The organism is Microbacterium testaceum StLB037 (assembly GCF_000202635.1).
Taxonomy (GTDB): domain Bacteria; phylum Actinomycetota; class Actinomycetes; order Actinomycetales; family Microbacteriaceae; genus Microbacterium; species Microbacterium testaceum_F.
The window spans coordinates 235282-251273 of the sequence record NC_015125.1 but is presented as its reverse complement, the minus strand read 5'-3'; the positions used below and the strand labels follow the sequence as shown (position 1 = coordinate 251273).

Annotated in this window: 16 protein-coding genes; 8 read left to right on the top strand and 8 right to left on the bottom strand. The window is 63.6% G+C overall.

Translation table 11 applies throughout. From position 1 onward, the window contains the following. The first annotated feature begins 154 nt into the window (after nt 1–154). The 6 genes from MTES_RS01210 to MTES_RS01185 all read left to right on the top strand — a co-directional run bounded on the left by MTES_RS01210 (nt 155) and on the right by MTES_RS01185 (nt 5967). Nucleotides 155–475: a sulfate permease gene (locus MTES_RS01210; RefSeq protein ID WP_331437361.1), complete on the top strand. Its 321-nt coding sequence runs from the start codon at nt 155–157 to the stop codon at nt 473–475. A 47-nt stretch (nt 476–522) separates the two neighbouring features. Continuing rightward, nucleotides 523–1563, top strand: a complete 1041-nt coding sequence (locus MTES_RS18290) for an abortive infection family protein (protein WP_013583339.1) — start codon at nt 523–525, stop codon at nt 1561–1563. Nucleotides 1564–1576: 13 nt separating this feature from the next. After that, complete coding sequence (locus tag MTES_RS01200; protein WP_013583338.1) at nt 1577–2146, top strand: hypothetical protein; 570 nt, start codon at nt 1577–1579, stop codon at nt 2144–2146. Nucleotides 2147–2155: 9 nt separating this feature from the next. Continuing rightward, a complete protein-coding gene (locus MTES_RS01195; RefSeq protein WP_013583337.1) occupies nt 2156–2599 on the top strand; it encodes a very short patch repair endonuclease in 444 nt (147 codons plus the stop codon). 95 nt (nt 2600–2694) lie between these two features. Beyond that, nucleotides 2695–3777 carry a DNA cytosine methyltransferase gene (locus MTES_RS01190; protein ID WP_013583336.1) on the top strand — a complete coding sequence of 361 codons (1083 nt, stop codon included), beginning with the start codon at nt 2695–2697 and terminating at the stop codon, nt 3775–3777. Nucleotides 3778–3819: 42 nt separating this feature from the next. Continuing rightward, the gene (locus MTES_RS01185; RefSeq protein ID WP_013583335.1) at nt 3820–5967 is read left to right on the top strand and encodes an ATP-binding protein; all 2148 of its coding nucleotides are present in this window, start codon (nt 3820–3822) and stop codon (nt 5965–5967) included. Here the strand turns inward: MTES_RS01185 and MTES_RS18715 are convergent. The 7 genes from MTES_RS18715 to MTES_RS18285 all read right to left on the bottom strand — a co-directional run bounded on the left by MTES_RS18715 (nt 5892) and on the right by MTES_RS18285 (nt 11442). Beyond that, the gene (locus MTES_RS18715) at nt 5892–6491 is read right to left on the bottom strand and encodes a hypothetical protein (RefSeq protein ID WP_013583334.1); all 600 of its coding nucleotides are present in this window, start codon (nt 6489–6491) and stop codon (nt 5892–5894) included. The genes MTES_RS01185 and MTES_RS18715 overlap by 76 nt on opposite strands. A 487-nt stretch (nt 6492–6978) precedes the next feature. Continuing rightward, the gene (locus MTES_RS19440; RefSeq protein ID WP_013583333.1) at nt 6979–7134 is read right to left on the bottom strand and encodes a hypothetical protein; all 156 of its coding nucleotides are present in this window, start codon (nt 7132–7134) and stop codon (nt 6979–6981) included. A gap of 198 nt (nt 7135–7332) precedes the next feature. Beyond that, complete coding sequence (locus tag MTES_RS01180) at nt 7333–8115, bottom strand: hypothetical protein (protein ID WP_013583332.1); 783 nt, start codon at nt 8113–8115, stop codon at nt 7333–7335. Nucleotide 8116: 1 nt separating this feature from the next. Further along, nucleotides 8117–8506 (bottom strand): hypothetical protein, encoded by a 390-nt coding sequence (locus MTES_RS19165; RefSeq protein ID WP_013583331.1) that lies wholly within the window; start codon nt 8504–8506, stop codon nt 8117–8119. Between the two features lie 18 nt (nt 8507–8524). After that, nucleotides 8525–9283, bottom strand: a complete 759-nt coding sequence (locus MTES_RS01170) for a hypothetical protein (protein WP_013583330.1) — start codon at nt 9281–9283, stop codon at nt 8525–8527. A 213-nt stretch (nt 9284–9496) separates the two neighbouring features. Next, on the bottom strand, nt 9497–10411 hold the full coding sequence (locus MTES_RS01165) for a nucleotidyl transferase AbiEii/AbiGii toxin family protein (RefSeq protein ID WP_013583329.1): 915 nt from the start codon (nt 10409–10411) through the stop codon (nt 9497–9499). After that, on the bottom strand, nt 10408–11442 hold the full coding sequence (locus MTES_RS18285; protein WP_013583328.1) for a type IV toxin-antitoxin system AbiEi family antitoxin domain-containing protein: 1035 nt from the start codon (nt 11440–11442) through the stop codon (nt 10408–10410). The genes MTES_RS01165 and MTES_RS18285 overlap by 4 nt, the downstream gene beginning before the upstream one ends. A gap of 343 nt (nt 11443–11785) precedes the next feature. Here MTES_RS18285 and MTES_RS01155 point away from each other — a divergent pair, with 343 nt between their 5' ends. Further along, complete coding sequence (locus MTES_RS01155) at nt 11786–12070, top strand: DUF3892 domain-containing protein (protein ID WP_013583327.1); 285 nt, start codon at nt 11786–11788, stop codon at nt 12068–12070. Between the two features lie 271 nt (nt 12071–12341). On the opposite strand, the gene MTES_RS18710 is transcribed toward MTES_RS01155, so the two are convergent. After that, on the bottom strand, nt 12342–13871 hold the full coding sequence (locus MTES_RS18710) for a sigma factor-like helix-turn-helix DNA-binding protein (protein WP_158309737.1): 1530 nt from the start codon (nt 13869–13871) through the stop codon (nt 12342–12344). Nucleotides 13872–14565: 694 nt separating this feature from the next. Between MTES_RS18710 and MTES_RS01135 the strand changes: the two genes are divergently transcribed. Then, the gene (locus MTES_RS01135) at nt 14566–15906 is read left to right on the top strand and encodes a HEPN domain-containing protein (RefSeq protein WP_013583324.1); all 1341 of its coding nucleotides are present in this window, start codon (nt 14566–14568) and stop codon (nt 15904–15906) included. Nucleotides 15907–15992: the final 86 nt, after the last annotated feature.

Here is a 15992-nt window from a genome sequence, read left to right as displayed (position 1 = left end):
TCTCCGGTGCGGCGTACCCTGAGCGCGAGGCAGCGTTCCACATCGCGCAGGTCCTTCGGGACAGTCCCTTCGGGGCCACTCATCATGATCTGCCTCCTCGACGGAGAGACACGTCTGATGAGAGGCCACGGCTATGCTTCGCATGCTTTGGGTCATGAGCGTCCACACCCGCTATCTCATGCGGCGCTACATGCCCACCAACATCCTGCTCGACCTGATCCGCACCCGGCGCGGACTGAAGTGGGGCATCCCAGCGATGTTCCTGGCCGTCCCGTACCTGCTCGCGGCCAGCGTCTGCGTCGGCCTCATCGCGGGCAATGGCCTCGGCTGGCTCAACCTGCTCGTACTGCTCTTCTGCTGGAACGCGTTGAAGTTCCTCGTCGTGGGCCCGGTGAGCCTGATCCTCCTGATCCGCGTCGCATCCGGGAGGCCACCATTGCGAGACGCAACTCCTCAGCGCGAGCTGACGGGTTGAAGGGCGAGCTGGGTGTCGGGAGCTGCGGAGATTCATAGAGTGAGGACATGGCATCCCAATGGCGACAGGACGCGCCGGCGAACCTTGTCGAGCTCGCGATCGGGAAGTGCCTCATCGCCGAGATGGATGACAGCCGCTGGACCGAGATCGGGCTTCTGACCGGCACCAAGGAGCAGATCTACAAACACCCACGACTGCTGCGATCACTTCGGTTCAACGACGAGGACTACGACGGGCATGTGTACGACATGGTCCCCACGCTCCTCGGGGCGGAGGAGACGTGGGGCGCGCGAGCACCTTCTCAGGAGCTCCAGACTCGCTTCCCAAGACTCGGGATGGTCGCCGACTTCATCGACCTGCCCGCCTGGCTGGCCCTCAACGAGCCGGACCTCTACAGCCGGCTGTTCGTAGACGACAACGTCGAGGCGACCCTGCCGGATGGGACCGTGCTGTCCGAGGCGGAGTTCGCCGCCGTGCGACTCAATGTCGCGGAGATGCGCCGACAGGTCGAACGGATTCGGCGAGACTACGCCACCGACCCGGAGGCAGCGATCGGGCAGGCGAAGGAGCTGATCGAGAGCACCTGCAAGACCATCCTCGGGATCACCGGCGACAGCGACGAGAAGCACGACTTACCGGCCCTAGTGAAGCAGACGCTCCTTCACCTCGGCCTGGACCCGAGCCAGGTCGGCGCTGGTCCAGACGAGCGAGCCGCGAAACGTCTGCTCGGCGGCGTCGCCAGCATCCTGAACGGCGCGGGGGAGCTGCGAAACGCCAGGGGAACTGGACACGGTCGCAGCGGATCCGATCTCGTCGATCCCTCCCTCGCTCGAATGGCTGTCGGAGTCGTGCTGCCCACGGTCGTCTACCTCATCGAGAGCTGGGAGGCCCAAGCCGGCGCGCCGTCCATATCGCCACAGGAGCTGGGCGTGCGAAGGCCCGCGGTGGCAGACGTCGGAGGGACACTCCGACACGAGACGTTTGGGGAAGGACAGATCCTGGAATTGGCCACCACCCGACACGGGACCGTCGTCACCGTCGACTTCGGTCCTAGGATCGGCAGACGACGCATCCTGCTACACGGGTAGAGAGGGGGCGACCATGGTTGATGACGCCTACGCCAAAAGGCTCCATGACAAGATTCAACCCGACAACGTCGTCGCCGCCCTCGTTCGCGCCGGCGCCCTCCTCACCGGATACGAGCTCGTCAAGACCGCCATCGTGGATGAGGTCAAAGGCTTTTTCCTCCAAGGTTCCTCCGAAGATGGGCTGATCTACTCGGAGCACTACGAGCAGAGCGTGCTGACTCTCGGCCGAAACGTATTCGACGCGTCCGTGAACTGGCTGATCCAGATCGACGCGCTCACCCAGAAACAGGTCGACGCGCTCGAAGCGATCCGATCCCACCGCCACGAGATCGCGCACGAGCTCGCACGATTCATCGTCGACCCCGATGCCGACGTCAGCGTCGACAGACTCGCGGAGCTGCAAGAGATCATGCGCTCCCTCGATCGCTTCTGGGGCGGCGTCAACGTCGACACCAATCCCGACTTCGACGGCGTCGACCTCGACCGCGACCACATTGTCAGTGGCTCCGGCGCGCTCCTGACGTACCTCCTCCAGATCGCGGGTGTCGAGGCATCACCGGACGTTTCAACGCGGGAGCCGTAGTCTCGAGCCATGTACACGCCGTGGGCATCCAGCGACGCCGCGCGCAAGACCATGCAAGGCAATCGAGGGCGCGACACAAAGGCCGAGCTTGCCGTGCGACGGCTCGTGCACGCAGCCGGCCTGCGCTATCGAGTGAACGCGCGCCCAGAGAAGGACCTTCGCCGCACCGCAGACATGCTGTTCACTCGTGTGCGGATCGCCGTGTTCATTGACGGCTGCTACTGGCACGGCTGCCCGCAGCACTTCAGCATGCCCGCCACGAATCTCGACTACTGGAGCGCGAAGATCGAACGGAATCGGGTTCGCGACGTGGAGACGACAACTCACCTTGAGGCACGCGGCTGGCTCGTCCTGCGGTTCTGGGAGCACGAGACGCCGTCTCATGCCGCTGACCAGATCATCCAAGCTGTGAACGCAAGTCGCATCCAGCCCAACGACCGGGCTGCTCCCTGATGCTCGTTTAGGCTAGCGAGCACGCCCCGCCCGACACGCCCAACAGGGACGTGTCGCCGTCGACGTCGTGCCGTCGAGCAGATAGCGTATGATCCGTGAGTTCTCCGTCGCCTACGATCGCTGCCATCGACCTGTTCTGCGGTGCCGGAGGCTTGTCGCTCGGCCTCAAACAGGCTGGGATCGACGTCGTCGCGGGGATAGACCTCGACCCTGCCTGTCAGTATCCGTATGAACAGAACTTGAAGGCCCAGTTCATCCTGAAGGACGTTGGCGACGTCAAAGGCGTTGACCTTCAGGCCTTGTGGCCAGAGGGCAAGCTTCGTCTCCTGGCCGGGTGCGCACCCTGCCAACCGTTCTCAAGTCATCGTCGCGGAGCCGATACCCGAGATGAAGAGAACTGGGATCTTCTATCGCACTTCGCGCGACTAGTGGAAGAGTCGCTCCCTGAGTTCGTGACGATGGAGAACGTCACTCGTCTCGGCAAGATGCCTGTGTTCGAGAACTTCGTCGCAAAGCTTGAAGAGCTTGACTATGAGGTCGACTTCGGCACTCTCTACGGCCCGGAGTTCGGCCTCCCGCAGGAGCGTCGCCGCCTTGTCCTCATGGCATCGCGCAAAGGCAACGTCTCCTTGCCGAAGGGGAACAAGGACAAGAGCAAGTTCAAGACGGTCAAGCAGACCATATCGAGACTTCCGAAGCTTGAGCACGGTGAGTCTGACCCGAAGGACTTGCTCCACACGGCCCGCCGACTGACGCCATTGAACCTGCGACGCATGAAGGCCTCCGCACCTGGCGGGACGTGGCGAGACTGGCCTGTGGAGCTTCTCGCTCCCTGCCACACCAGGTCCAGCGGCGCGAGCTTCCAGGCGTTCTATGGACGCATGACCTGGGACGCGCCTTCGCCGACCATCACCACCCAATCCTTCAACTTCGGGACCGGACGCTTTGGCCATCCAGAACAGGACCGGAGCCTCACCCTTCGCGAAGCGGCCATGCTTCAAGGCTTCCCAAGGAGCTACCGCTTTGTGAAGGGCAAGGAGAAGCCTTCGATGCAGGCGGTGGGGCGTCTCATCGGAAACGCTGTTCCGCCGGCGTTCGGTCGAGCGGTTGGCGAGACTTTCCTGAAGATGCTCGAAGCTCAGCAAGCAACTGATGAGGCGTCTCGAGCGCACCAGTAGAAGCTGATTCGTTTCTTCGTTACTCACGAACATGGGGGCCAGATGAGCGACAACGCAGTCGAGGTATCGAGCGCGGAAGAAGGTGCTCCGGACGAGACCTATGAGATGAAGATCAGCATGTCGGTGCTGGAGGCGCTCGGCATCAACCTCTACAGCAATGCAGCGGCAGTGGTATCCGAGCTGGTCGCGAACGCGTGGGATGCCGACGCCAATCTCGTTGAGATTAACTGGAATGCGGGTGGCGATGACGCGTTCGTCGAGATCAGCGACGACGGTCGAGGGATGACGCGGGAGGAGCTGAAGCGGAAGTTCCTCACGGTCGGCTACTCGAAGCGCACCACGGAAGGTGGCCTCAGTGACGGCTACAAGCGGCCGTTCATGGGCCGGAAGGGCATCGGGAAGCTGTCTGTCTTCTCGATCGCCGACACCGTCGAGGTCCACTCAGCGCGAAATGGAGAACGCAACGCCTTTCGCATCGAGGTCGACGAGCTCAAGAAGCGCATCGAGGATGATAAGGCCTATCATCCTGAACCGATCGACGTCCTGCCCGCGCTTGGGGCGCACGGCACGATCATCCGGCTCACCAATCTCCGTCGCCGCCGGATTGACGTCGCACTTAATGCGCTTCGGAAACGAGTGGCACGGCGATTCGACGTCCTTACGCTCGTCGCACCCAAGGCCGCTGACGGCGAGACCCCGCTCGACGCCGTCAAGTCGCAGATCAGTGATCTTCGTCGGATGATTGAAGCTGACCCCGCCGATACGACTGCATCGAATGCGCTCGCGGGCCTCTTCTACGTCACCTTGAACGGCGCGCCGATCTCCTTCGACGACCGAATCGAGTTGAAGAAGCTCGAATACCTCTGGGAGTTCGGCGCTGAGCGGATCCCGGCTGAGAGCCTCGCTGCCGATGCTGTTCGAACGGTGCTGCCCGCGTCCGTCCCTGGCGACAGCACTTGGCTCGTGTCCGGCTGGTTCGGGACTACCGCGCGACCCGATCAGCTCGTCGAAGATGATGAGGCGGGATCGCTCAAGAACATCATGGTGCTCTCACGAGGACGTCCGATCCAGGAAAGTATCCTTGAGCGCCTCGACTTCAGCCGACTCTTCGTCAGCTACACGACCGGGCAGATCCGGGCAGACTTCCTGGACACCGACGACCAGGACGATATCGCGACCAGCGACCGTCAACGCCTCATGGAAGATGACCCACGGGTCGTCGCCCTTCGAGACTTCCTTCGCGCTGCACTCTTGAGAGCTTCGGACCAATGGTCGGAGTGGCGACCGAAGAGGAAGGCGAAGGAGGTCCTCGCCAACAACAAGCCCATCAAGGACTGGATCGAGTCGTTGCCGAAGTACCAGCAAGACCCGGCCACGAAACTCATGGGGACCATCGAATCTTTGTCGATCCCGGAGAGCACAGACGCGGCGAAAGACCGACGTCGACTGTTTCAGTCGGGAATCATCGCGTTCGAGCGGATCGGGCTCAGAGAGGACGTCGAAAGGCTGAACCAGCTCTCGACGATGCAGACCGACGACATCCTGACTGTCCTCGCAACGCTGGATAGCTACGAATCCGCGATGTACCTCGATCTCATCAGAGCGCGGATCGAGACCATCCAGAGCTTCAAGGACGACGTGGCGGAGAACGTCCTGGAGAAAGTGCTCCAAGAGAAGCTGCACGCCAACCTTTGGCTTCTCGATCCTGCCTGGGACCGTATCTCGCAAGACGTCTCCATGGAGGAGCGCGTCTTCGAGCTTGCGGAGACCTTCGGTGCCGAGCGACCCGAGGAAGACGCGCTGAAGCGCATTGACCTGCGCTACTGCAACGTCCAGAATCGACACGTCATCATCGAGCTCAAACGTCCCGGCGTGAAGCCGGACATTGACGTCCTCTACGACCAGGGACTGACCTACATACGAGCGTTGACCCAGATTCTCGAAGAGACCGGACGCTCAGATGAGCCGTACGAGGTGATCTTCGTTGTGGGGCAGAAGCCCGGCGCCAAGAAGTCGCCCCCGTCGAAGAACCCGGACGACTACAGCCGAGAGCGTGTCGCGGAGCTCAACGGGCGTGTCTTCCGATACCAGGAACTCATCCACAAAGCTCGGGCTCAGTACTCTGAGTACATCGAAAAGAACAAGAACCTCACCCGCGTCGCAGAGGTCCTTGACGCCTTGTCCGACTGACGTTGGTGGATCGACCCGCCTCCACTCCGCATCAGGGATTTGGAACGGGGAGCGAGAGACGCGACCCAGGGGACCCATCCGAAGCGCCCGATCGTGAACGGGTGCTGGTTCTGTGCCCGCCATCGCTGCCACTGCGGGAATGATAGGTCGGGGGTGTCGCCGTCCGGAAGCGTGAAGGCGAGGAACGGGTCGGACTCCTTCAGGTGCTGCGCCGCCCATTGCACGTAGCGATCGAACTGCGTGCGCCGCTCCGCGTCCTCTGTGTCGGGCGCGAGGCCGCGAAGCGACTCGATGAGTGCGCTCACTTCTCGGTGCTTGGTGAAGGCGGCGTGGAGTTCGTCGAGGGCAGCCACCCAATTGCCGTAGTGCACGGCGCGCGGCCGTAGCGCTTCCGCACGTCGCCTCCGTTCCGCTTCCGCGATCGCGTGCTGCCGTTGGGCTTCGGCCCGTGCGATCGCCGCATCTGTCATGGACTGGATACGGGCAAAGGCGCGCTCCAGCTTGTCCTCAATGCGCGTGGCCACGGTGTCCTCGATGACCAGCGACCCGTACGCTTCCGGCGTCGATGCTGAACAGGTTCTCGCTCGGCCAGACCCGTGTGCGAGTGCCCGTCCAAGGGTCGGCTCGCATGCTGGACAGCACCGGCGTGACTATCCAGCCACGCCTCAGCGCCTCCTGAACGAGCGCGTGCAGGATGAGGTGGGAGCGGCGTAGGGTGTCCGCGGGGACCGCGACACGCGACTTGTGATCGACCAGCTCACGGATGGCGGCGTGCGGGTGCCGGATCTGGGACGGGATCGGGATGCCGGTCGCTGTGTCGTTCTTCGGGGCGTCAGACGCCGGAGGCGCTGCCGGTTCTGCAGGCTCGTCGATAGCCGGGGGTGACTTCGGTGGTGATGCCTTCGAGGGCTTGCTCGGTTTGGGTGGAGTGGTCCGCTCCGCTCGATTCTGCGTGTCCGGGTGATGTCCGTGCTCGAGGTAAAAGCTCCCTTTGTCCGCGAGCTGGGCGTTCTACCGGCCTTTGCGCTTGTCTAGTTCGATCAGTCCGCGGCTGCGCAGGGCGACCGCGGATGTCTTGAACGTCGGTGTCGGAGGGTTCTCAAGGTCGGCGCCCGCGGCGACCCATCTCAGTACGGCGAGTTGCGTGTCGTTGAGGGTGAGATCCACGGATCAAGTCTGCCCGCAGACGGTTCAGCCGGGGCTTGTGACAAGCAGCGTACGGTTCGTAACGTCGGTCGGGCCGAGTGCGTGATGATGTTAGCCCCGCTGCGCCTCGCGGCCGCGGCCCGACGGCCCGTTGTTGAGCCGGCCGATGAACTTGGCGGTGTATTCGCCGCTCATGCCTTCCTCGAAGACGTCGTGGTCTCAGCCCTCGGCGCCATCCTCGTCCCGGGTGGAGTCGGCCGCGACCAGTCCAATCTGATCGGCTGCGTGCTGGACCATCGAGCGGACGGCTGCGATCAAAGCTGGCATCTCGTCAGCGGTCACGCGGAGGACACCGTCGCCGTATCTCGCGGCCGCGCGTTCTCGCCGAAGCCGCTGGAGCGTGGCGAGGAAACCTTCTGGCGCGTTGCCCAGCCGTTCGTTCTCTCGTAGCCACCGGTCGCGAACGTTGTGGAGCTTCGTCGTTTGTGTTTGCGCGAGCATCTGGGCCTGCACGGTGAGTTCGGCTGCGGAGAGGAGGTTGTCGATGGCTGGTCGGAGTGCGAAATCCTGGACCGCTTCGACTGTGTCGAGGTAGTCGTCGGCGAGACTGAGGAGTTCGGCGTTTCGCTGTTTGTTGTAGCGCAGGTCGAAGGCAACGTGCGCGGACTCTCCGACGACGATGTATGCGAGCCACCCGCTGTTCGGGTCGACGTCGACGGGCCAGAAGGCTTCAAGGCTGCTGATGTTCTCGGCAGTGACCGGCTCTCCTTTCTTGATGGGTGCCGATGCGACTGCCCGTGCCTGCAGCGACACCTCGTCGTTGATCCGGACGATCCCTGCTTCACCCGAGGGCGGGAGTTCAACGACAGCGCGGTAGACATGTGCGCGGGTGAGCCCGGACGCGCGCTGCTTGAGGTCACGATCGATCCATGTTGCGAAGAGGTTCTCGACGAGATGCTCGCCGAATGTTCCTTCGCCGACGGCCGGTTGGAGATCGCTCATGTCAACGGAGAAGCGTGACAGGCAGGTCGACCTGCGTGTCGTGACCGTTGACGTGTGCGTATGCCTCGATCGTGCCTACCGCCTCGAGGCCCAGACTTGCGTCGTGGAAGTGGGCTGTGACGGCTTCGTTCGTGGCCGTGACGGCGGAGGCTGCGTAGTTTGCCTGGGTGGCGCTGGCGTTGTCGAACACCCACGCCGTGGTCGCGTCGCCGAATCGGACGCCGAGCCGCTTTCCGCCGTTACCGGTCGGATCGTAGTAGTAGACGCCGTAGCCGAAGAACTCGACATCATTGGCGTGAACTGGCTCCCCGAGCCCCCATGTGACGCTGACGCTATCTATTCCTACCTCGGACAGTACTGAAGTTACTGTTCGTGGTGCGTGCGTGGTCATGGCTTCCTTTCGGTTACTTCACCAGGTCGGCAGCTGGAGTGCCGCGATGACCGTTCCCGCGATCGTGGCGAGCCCAACAACTGCTGCGCCGACGATCTTCGCCACCGTCCAGAAGCGCGGCTTGGCTTCTTCCGGGGCGGCAGCGATCGTGCTGCCGTCCGCGGCCTGTGCGATGCTCACTCGGTTCCCGCGTCCGTTGATCACGAGGCTCACGGCGTTGGCTGCCTGCGTCCGGGTGGGGAGGTTCTGGCCCGGTGGGGTCGCGGAGCGCAGTTCGGCGATGAGCTCCGCCAACCGAGTGCGAATCTGGTCCAGCACACCGGCGAGGGCGATGGTGCTGACGCTCCAGTAGAGCGCAGTGATGTGGCCGTTCATCTGCCGGGTGCCGTTCATGTAGGTCACGAGGTCAGCAGCACCCGGTGGTTGAAGCTGGACCATTCTGTCGTTCCGGTGCTGGTCCACCATGCTGTGGATCTCGCTCACGCCCATCCGCAATGGGACTTGCTCGCTGATCTCATCGCGAGCGAAGTCGGGAATGTCCATCGCGCCGATGGTCTCGTGGCGCACGATCCCGTCGCGGACGGCGCCGTCGATCTGCAGCGGAGCGGGCACAGTCCTGTACGGGGGCAGCTCAGCGTCCCGCTCGTAGCCGCGCAGCTCCAGCGACGCCCAGTCGCGGAGTTCGGGTGAGCCCGCGTTCCCGCCGAGCAGGATGAGCTTGCGGAGCAGAGTGTCGAGCGGCTTCTCATCGAGAAGGTCACGTTCGATCTGCGCCATGAGATCTGCTCGCCGTTTGCTCACCGTCAAAGTATCGCCTCCACCGCCGACACCGCGGTGCGGAAATGACCATGCTGAAAGGCGGTAAAGGGGATGAGCGCCGTCTTGATCATGCATGTCGCCGAGCGTCACTGAGCGGGCTCTCGGTGCATCGCAGGGAAGAAGAGTGGGAAATCGTCGTACAAGTGAAGCTCGCTGGCCAGGCGAAGGTCCTCAGGCGCGTGCCCATGTAAGGGCGTCTGGTGACCACTGCCGACCGGTGGCGGTTCTGTCGAGCGCGGGGTCGAGAAGTGCGCGGGTGAGGTCGACGGCGCCGTCGAAGGTGAGAACGTCGCCGCATGCGGGCACGGCCCTGGCCTGCGTCGGGTAAAGGCGTCGCCACGCTTCAGGCGGTGAGAAGACCGGCACGCCGGGAAGGCCCCGGTGTGCACACTCGGCGGCAATGGCATCGGCGAGCTCGGTTCCGTCGATGCGTTGCGTGCGCGCGAAGACGACGAGGTCGACGAGGTCGCGGACGCGGCTCGACGGCTGGTCGCCGGCCGTGCCGTAGGTGCTCTGCGTTGCGCAAAGCTTGTCGGCGATGTGATCGACCACCGGGTAGAGGCGCACGCTCGTTGCCGGGATAGCGGGCACCAGACCGGGCCGAGTCTGAGTATCGGGCTCGGTGGTCATCAGAGAACCCGTGACGATGTCGACGCTGAAGCGGTGGCGGGGCGTGACCCCGCAGTACGCGTCGATTGATACCTTGTATCCATCGACATCGGGTTGCATAGTGCCTCCCGACGCCGCGCGGGTATCGGTGATTGCGAAACGGAAGTGATCGCCGAGATCGATCTGGATCGCTTCACGGAGCCGTTCTACGGCCGCATCGAGGTCAGCGAGCTCGGCGAGCAGATCGATGTCTTTCGTCGTACGCGCATCGTGCACGCGCGTGAGGACAGCGTTGCCGCCCTTCAGAACCCACTTGTTCCCGGGAAGAGCGAACACCCGCGCCAGGAACCGGTCCACGACGAACCGCCTGAGCAGCGCGCCAGCTGGCAGCCCAGAGACCGCCGCCTCGGTCTTCGCTCGCGTCTTCACTGCGGCCCAGAGAGCGGTGCCGTCTTTGTAGGGGATCTCGTCTGTCACTCTGATGCCCCTTCTCGCGTGGCAGATATAGTCGTCAGCGCGGACGGGGGCCACGAATCAGCAGGCAGGGTTCGGATGACTTCGGGCAGCCACGTAGGAATGCCTGCACGCAGAGCTTCTCGGAACGCGGTGGTGTCGATGGGGATGGACGGGCTCACGGCCTTGACGATCGCGGACATGTCGATCTTGGGAAGCACGCCGGCGGGGAGATGGGGGAGTACGACGTTCTTCGTGAACGCCGCCATCGCCTCGGAGTCCTTCGATCCCAGAAGGTTCTCTGGGACATCGATCTTCGAGACGGCCTCGATGATGCTTCGGATCGCCGCCAGGTGCCCTGCATTGACAAGCGCTTTTCCTAGGTCGCTCGCTGTGAGTTGCGTGACAAGTGCCGCGCTGCTTAGCCCGACCAGGTCAAGCAGGTGCTCCAGCAGCGCGGCACCGTGCGGTTGTCCGTTCCTGCGCGCAAGGGGATCCAGTGCCGCCGCCATGTCTTGCCGTGAGGCGAGATCCCGTCGGAGCGCGTCGCCTGCGATCTCCGCAACATGGGAGGGATCATGCCCGTCACGAAGAAGGTCCGCGACCGTGCGCGCGGGGGTCGTCGCCGGCAGGCCTTCGACGATCGTCACATCGCCAGCCTCTAGGGCACTGCGGTGAAGGCGAATGCCCCGACGACTCTGCTTCCTGTCCGGCATCGTGATCTCTGGCACATCGTCGAGGAGGTCACCCACACGGTGGAGGGTAGCTGCAGACGTATGCGACAGCACGCCGGATGACGCGGGGTCAGCAAGTCGCTCCTCGGCCAGCTTTGAAGGCTCGAGCGACAGCCACGCGGCGCGAAGCGGCGTGCGCTCATCGACCGCCGCCGACGCTGCGTAGATTCCACGGTCCAGGCGTTCGATCACGCCTGCATCCGCGAGGCGAGCGAGCTGCAGTCGAGTGATGCCTTCGGCTTCGGCCTGAGAGGTAGTGAGCAGGCCCCACTGCCGGGCCGCCAGTTCCGACACCCTCGCCGCGACGCTTGCCACTCCCATGACTGCGATTGTATCACCCAATGGATACTAATGAAGTATTATTTCTTCCCGACGGGCTGCATGGTGGTGAATGAACAGGCGGCCGAGTCCGACACTGTGTCCGGTCAGCATCGCGCCGTGTTCGCGCGGGGCGCGGTCTCACGGGGAGAATGACGGCACGCCTCGCCGGACCATATCCGCGAGGACCTCATGTAGAGGTCGCCGCAAGCCTCGCACGTGGCAGAAGATTCACGAACGCTGGGGCCGCAACACGAGACTTGACCGCGTACGTGCTTCGACACGTAGTCTCGATGGGGAAGATGCTGGTGATTCTCGATCGTAGGCATGAGGAGGGACTGTCGGTATGAGCGTGCAGATCATTGACGTCAGGATGGCGGCATCCGGCAGCGGCCACGAAGCGATCAGTCATTACCAGTGGAAGGACCTGGAGAACGGTTCGAGCAACTGGGCAGACAAAGCGTCGATGGTTGACTGGGTGCGGCGTAACCCCAACCAGGCATGGGTGGGTGGACCCGTGAAGTCCGCATGGGTGGAAGTCGTCGAGAATCCCGGCGGCGCGCCTTACCTGCGCACACGCGCGGACGGCGTGCTCTCCGACAATCTCCTTTCATTGCCCGGCGCCCGCTGAAGCCGCATGCATGGGCGGGGATGCTTCCGAAGGCAGCGCGAGCGACCGCGCAGGTGAGTAGCAGCCAGCGAACTCCGCAGAACGCGTCGCGCAAATTGCGCTGCTGTCAGCAAACCGCGGGTCACCTTGAGGTGGGCTCCGCTCGCGGCGCCTGTCGCTTCGGCTGCCTGGTCACTGCCAGGCCGGCGCTGGAGCGCATTGAGGGCGATGTGGCTGCGCAACCAAAGCGTGGCGGGATGGCTGTCCGCACGGTCGGCGGGTCGCTCTGCAGTCATCGCGACCCGGTGATGCGGTAGTACGACTCGAGCGTGAGTCGGGCGCCGGTCTGGGCGACAAACGCAGCAATGTCCCGCGAACGGACCTGGTGCTTCACCCGCAACTCGAGGATGTCGCCCCAATCGAGATGGCCGTGAGTTTCAAGACGAGCGTTGATGGCGCGAACCTTGTGGGTGGGGATGACGTATGTGTCAAGGTCGCGCGAAGTGAGCGCGCCGTCGACGGTCACCCACCCCCAGCCGTGCCGGTGCGCGTAGACCCGCGCGGCGGCGGCTTTAGCGAGGTTCAGAGCGATCGGCATGTTCACCAGCGGTTTGACCTCGATGATCAAGCACTGACCTGTGCGAGTCGCGGCGAGGACGTCGGGATAGTAGACGTGCGGACGCCCTCTCCACGTGTACGGAATGGCGAGCGGCTGCTCCTGGTACCAGGCGATGTCGGTGCTGTTCTCCAGGAAACTGAGCGCGGTGAGTTCAAGGGACGATTCGTAGAACACCTCGCGGCGTAGCTTGTCGAAATGGAAGCTGCCCGCGGCCTCACCGGATCCGCCGAGCCGCAACGCGCGGAGCGTCCCACGCACGGGCGGAGGGTTCAGGGTGACTGGCCAGGACGCGTGCTCATTCCAACGGGCGACCGCCGAATCAGCTCGTTGGACCACAGCAGCGAGGCGTCGCTCAGCGGCTTCTACTCGGCGGCGTTCCCTCTCGAGCTCCTGAAAACGGTCTTCCGTAGCGCGGGCGAGAACGGCGAGCTGACGGGCAATCGGCGACGTGACCCCAGCAGCAGACAGCAGGAGCGGGATCGTCACGCGGGACGGAGCTTCGAACTCAGACATGGCTATTGTGGCGATGCGTCCAGCGAATGCCTCATCGACCAAGTCCGCGCTGGGCAGATGCAGGAGCGAGGCGAGCACTGACCCTGGGCTGCCAGGTGTACGCGCCTGATGCACTAGAATGTTCCGCGCTCTGGACTCGATCTGGCGGATGCGTTCACGACTGAGGTCGAACTCTCTCGCTATCTCCGCGAGCGTGCGGGGTGCTCCTTCGAAGCCGACGCGCATCCGAAGAATCTTCTGCTCGCGTGGCTTCCCCTCAAGGCCCGCGAGGGCTTCGGAGAGAAGAGCAGCGGCATCTCCAGGTTCAAGTAGAGCCTCAGTAACGGGCAGAAGACCGGCTGACGGTCGCACGAGCAGGATTGCATCGTCAGAGCCTCGACGAGACCTACCGGATGCCGTGCGTTGAATCACGAGACGCTCATCGGGATGTTCGGCGAGGTAGCGAGTCAGCGCGGCGGGGGCGTGTCGGCGACTTCGTGGCTGCTCCTCCGCTGGAAGCAGGCGGTTGCATGCAGCGGAGATAGCACCCGCCGGTCTGCCATGGGCCTCGGCGATCTCGGAAACGGTCAGGCCCAAGCGCAGCTCCTCAGCCAACTGTGCGTACTCAGCTTGGCTCCAGCGCTCGCCGAGTCGCGATAGAAGCACGACGGCGCTTCGCTCGACGGCCGGCTTCTCTGGTGAGAGATCCATAGGCAAAGTGTCCCGCGGGGGACCGACATTCCCGCTGACACTCGCGGGAGCATCTGTGCGGTCTGACCGGTAGTCATCTCGGTTCATTCGCACGCCTGCTTCGATCGGCTGTGACGCCCGGGCAGGTCTTCGCCGACTTGTGAGCGAGCAGACCGGAGCGGGAAGCACTGGCCAGCCTTGCAGTGTCGCGGAGGAGGTCGTCAGCCGCGCGTCGAGCGCCGCTCCACACGCTTGACCGCTCACTTCGGACCTTGCGAACGACGGAAAATGCGACGTTCGCTTGGGGCTTGAGTACCGCTACGGTGTCAAGCCGCTCCGAGAGGTGTTCGTGGAATGACTCCGCAAGGGGGACGAAAAGGGGACCAGAACCATGGATTTGATGCGTTCCAGGGCGTGAAATCTGCCTCGGCTCAGCTCAGAGACCGCGGAAAATCAACGTTCTCGTCTCATCCCGTGCGTCTGGCTGACAAGGGTGACATCAAGTGGACGAGCATCGGAACTCGCGAGTACGTTCCCCGTGAGGCGCTAGTGGGCTTCATCAAAGAGACACCCATCGCGGCTACCGTGGCCGCTACTCATGCGGAGAGGCCGAAGGCGCGTCTGTGTCCGAGATCCGCAAGACTCGGGCTGGAAGCACCGGGGGAGCGTTACCGTGAGACTCCGGCATCGGCCGGCTCCATTGAAGGGATAGTTGATGCCGAACGAACTCCTCACTGGTACCCGGCGGACGGGTGATTTCTTCGATAACGACCCAGATACGCCGACGACGAGAGTCGCCCTGGAACGCTCCGACGAAGGCATCAGCATCGAGGTGGGCTGGTCAACGCGGGAATCTCCATACGCTCGGTGGTTCGTCGGGAAGACGGGTCTGGAACTCCCGCCCGCACAGCCGCCAGAACCGAAAGACGCGCCGAAGCGCGTCCTCTTCCACGACTCGCACGGCTCCGTGCTGCTCGTCGGATGCTACCCGCGAGGCTTCCACGCGAACATATGGGGCCCTGGCACAGGTCGCCTGTGGGCTCGTGCGGCGATCATGGGCGTTGAAGAGATCGTTGCCTTCGACGAACCGCACGGCCTTCAGTCCGAGATCTCAGGCCTGCGTGAGTGGCTCGGCATCTCATCGTGGGCGCGAACTCAGGACATCGACCTGCGCGAGAGCCGAGTGCAAGTATCGATCGACTCGGTCGAGAATCCCATGATCACGGTGGGAACCGTGCACGGTCTCACACTGCAGTTCAGACCGGGCCGTGGAATCAAGATCGAACAGGGCGAGGACCGCGTGGTGCTGAACGACCTCGTGCGCTGCACCACCGAGAGCGCCTCTGCTCAGCAGTGGGACGCCCACCTGCAAGTGCACAAGGGTGTGCGAGATCTCCTTGTCCTCTCGCGCTGGTGGGAGGAGTCCTGCGTTCCTGTCAGAGCGACCCGCAACGACGATCCCATGCGAACCTTGGACGGCCGGACCCACGGGATTCAATGGCGCGAGGTGGTTGTGCCGAATGACGAACGAAAGAAGCCACCTCGCACCTACAGGCAGCATCTCATCCCATACTCCGAACTTGGCGAGTCGGGCGTCGCGTCGTGGCTGGCCCTACGCGACGACTTCGCGCGTGCCCTCGACCCGGTCATCAGCAGTATCGACCTTCCCGGCGCGACACCATTCACGAGATTGGCCCACACCGGCCCTGGACTTGAAGCGCTCGGGTATCTCCTCGCCGTACGAGACGGCATGACAGAGAGAAAGGCCGGCCAGCAACCCCTCAACGAGCGGCTCAATCGAATCCTTGACAACGTCGGTGAGTGTCTGCCGTTCGACGGTCCGACGTGGGCGGACGACACCGTGCGCGTATACAACGGCGTCAAGCACGCCAATCGCGCCGCCCCCGACATCGTCGACATCTTGAATGTCTGGCGCCAAGCCGTTCTGGTCGTCCGCGCATGGGTCGCGCTGGAGCTTGGTGCGGACCAAACGGAACTAACTCGACGGCTGGCTGAGGATCGCCAAGCGATCCCCTATGAGAAAAGAACGTCGTAGAGCACCGCGGCCCGTATCGCGCCCGACGCCTTCATGGGGCCCCTGCTCCCATCGGCCATCGTCCTTGCACTGTCGTCGCGGACGCG